Consider the following 2783-nt stretch of genomic DNA (forward strand, 5'->3'; position numbering starts at 1 on the left):
CCCTCATCGGTGGTCAAGAGGCGTGAGAAATTGCGAGCCGGTCGGTGTGGTTATGCTGAACCCGGATAAGCAAGAGCCAACCCTGTTTGAGGCTGTCGGCTGATAAACAGAAAATGATGACAACTACCTTGAAAAACACCGCTATAGCGTGATCTAAGGCATGGCCAACCTCGATAGCAGAGCTACCAGCGAGGAGCCGGAGCAGCTAACTCGAACCGGCTGAAAAGTCTCGCTACGGGCTACGCCCAAGTCTTATTCACACAAGGCTATTTGTGAAAAACTCAAATCAAGTACTCAGGGCTGTCCAGGTACAGAGACTTGGTCGATATAAATTTGGCTTGGTACTGCAACGAAGTAAGGCACAAATACTTTTATAGGAGCGCTTTTAACTAAAGAGGTTGGCGGCTCTTTTGTAACGCAGTTTTGAATTCGTCACTATTAGCCCCAACTACACACTCTCCGTTTACTCGCATAGACAGGCGAATAAGACAACGCTGTAGCTCATCCTCGAAAAGTTCTGTGGGCAACTTCCGCACCGAATCAACAAGCAATTTACAATGAGTAAGCTTTTGATCGGCTAAAGTATAAAGTACCCATTTCCCCTGTTTTTCTTGCGTTAGCAAACCCGCTTTGAACAACATCTTTAAGTTTCTAGAGACGTTGTATTGCGTATCTTGAGTAACGTCCATGGCCTCAGCAACGGTTACACGTTGATCTACATGAACCAGCAGCCAAAATAAGCGCAATCTATTGGGATCCGATAGCGCCTTTAACGCATCAATATATAGATCATCCATTTGTCATATATCTCTAATTGTTGTTAAAACCAACGGCCAGTACCATGTTAAAAACGATACCTGAACCACCCAACGAGACATCATAGATGCCTCATCACTACGCCAACTTATCTAAACAGCCAACTCTATCAGCAAGCGAAATGACTTGTGGCGAAGTTAGACTCAAACTTTTTAAGTGATTTGAATCATCTCTAAGCGCATGATCACGATGCAGCCTCCTGCACATCAGTAGCCAAGTTAACTATGCCATTCTTAACACAACTTTACAAGCATACTTGCACGTTTGTGCTTATGTGTATACAATGCGGCCTTCATTGAGTTTACACAAATACGAGGTGGTGTTTTGAATACTGATCAACTTACAGTCGCTCTGAATGAGTTTATTCATGTCGGTGGCGCACTAGTTATTGTTATAGCAGTGGTATCAATTCTGACTGGATTTATGCGGGAGTACATTCCACAGGAGAAACTACAAAAAAAATTAACTAAGCATGAAAAGTGGGGGCCCTTACTAGGCGCGTCCTTTGGAATGCTAACGCCATTCTGCAGCGCGTCTGTAGTACCTGTTTCCATGGGAATGGCAACAATGGGGGTTTCCCTCGGTACTGTTTTAAGCTTTTTAATATCTGCGCCTTTATGTAATTTCATTGTCTTAGCAATGATATATTCAGTATTTGGCTTACAAGTAACATCGATATACCTAGCTCTAACTTTCTCTGCTGCGGTAATTGGTGGATGGGTTATTACTAAAACCCCTTGGAGAAACGAAATTAAGCGTGGAGACGAGATAGATAACAGAAAAGTCCAACCTAGTTGTAGCGCTTCATCAAGTTCATCATGTTCTTCACTTGTACCTGTAATGAGTCAAACTGAAAGTACAATTGAATACATGGATTCCTGCGGCACTATTAATATGGGGTGCGAATCTAGTGCAGCTGTAGCATTAAATAGCATTGAACCATCCAAGGTAATAAATGCCCTACGTTTTGCCTTGGCATTGTTTAAAAAGATTGTTCCCTACGTATTAATAGGAGCCCTCATCAGCGGTATCTCGGCAGCTTATTTACCCGCCGAGTTTATTGAAAAGTATCTGGGTGGAGATAACTTTAGCGCTATTCTCATCGCGGCTATTATTGGTGTTCCTCTTTACTTGCGGATTGAGATGGCTATCCCATTGCTACAGGTGCTGATCTTAAAAGGCATGGGACTTGGACCTGCCATGGCTCTGATCATTGGCGGCACGGGAGCAAGCCTGCCTGAGATAGCATTAGTCTCATCTGTATTAAAACCTAAAGCTGTCGTCGCATTCGTGTCCATAATTATACTAACTGCGATCGTAGGCGGAATGTTATTTCAAACAATTTAAAAATCATCAAGTCTACGAGTAGTCTCGTAGACTTTTTTGCATCTTTCAAAAATCATTGGATTAAGTGTAAATATGAATATTAGCTTGCATGTATGTGATGATATTTCTTTGCCACTAACAAATCGCTTTGAAGATTATGCCAACTGTCTAGACTCCAAATTCAAATTCGCTTCTGTCGTCAATATTGAAGTAGGGAATCTTCACAGTAAAAAAGAACTACCTTCATCCGCTGACGAGTGTGATGTTTACATTGCAGATGGAAGTCCTTCTAGCGTAAATGATGAATTGCCTTGGATTAGTTATTTGTCGGTATTTATAAGAAGTGAATTTCATGCAGAAAAAGGGTTGCTTGGCATATGTTGTGGTCAGCAAGTAATACACCATGCTTTAGGTGTAAGCATTAGAAGATCTGATAAAGGTTGGGGTCTTGGTGCCTACAGCGTTGAATTTTATAAGTCTTATGATGGATTTAAAGAGTCTTTGCATCCCAGACAAAGCCGGTTAAAAATGGTGAAATCACTTGAGATGATGTAAACCTATACCATTTTTTATTATTTGTACTGGTACGTAATTTACCTGATTGCTGCATTTCCACGGTTTTGATCATCGCTTGCCCATCC

The 2783-nt window shown here is 41.7% G+C and carries 4 protein-coding genes; 2 read left to right on the plus strand and 2 right to left on the minus strand.

Annotated elements, in window-relative coordinates; genetic code table 11:
- Positions 1-389 precede the first annotated feature (389 nt).
- The gene (locus ABY436_RS19815) at positions 390-797 is read right to left on the minus strand and encodes an ArsR/SmtB family transcription factor (protein ID WP_372740649.1); all 408 of its coding nucleotides are present in this window, start codon (positions 795-797) and stop codon (positions 390-392) included.
- Between the two features lie 343 nt (positions 798-1140).
- On the opposite strand from ABY436_RS19815, the gene ABY436_RS19820 reads away from it, so the two are divergent.
- On the plus strand, positions 1141-2163 hold the full coding sequence (locus ABY436_RS19820) for a permease (RefSeq protein ID WP_372740650.1): 1023 nt from the start codon (positions 1141-1143) through the stop codon (positions 2161-2163).
- Positions 2164-2235: 72 nt separating this feature from the next.
- Entirely contained in the window at positions 2236-2697 is a 462-nt protein-coding gene (locus ABY436_RS19825) for a hypothetical protein (protein WP_372740651.1), read from the plus strand.
- On the opposite strand, the gene ABY436_RS19830 is transcribed toward ABY436_RS19825, so the two are convergent.
- Positions 2633-2770, minus strand: a complete 138-nt coding sequence (locus ABY436_RS19830) for a hypothetical protein (protein ID WP_372740652.1) — start codon at positions 2768-2770, stop codon at positions 2633-2635. The two genes, ABY436_RS19825 and ABY436_RS19830, sit on opposite strands and share 65 nt — an antisense overlap.
- Between the last annotated feature and the right edge of the window lie 13 nt (positions 2771-2783).

The sequence above is a fragment of the Neptunomonas sp. genome, from assembly GCF_041601355.1.
Taxonomy (GTDB): domain Bacteria; phylum Pseudomonadota; class Gammaproteobacteria; order Pseudomonadales; family Balneatricaceae; genus Neptunomonas.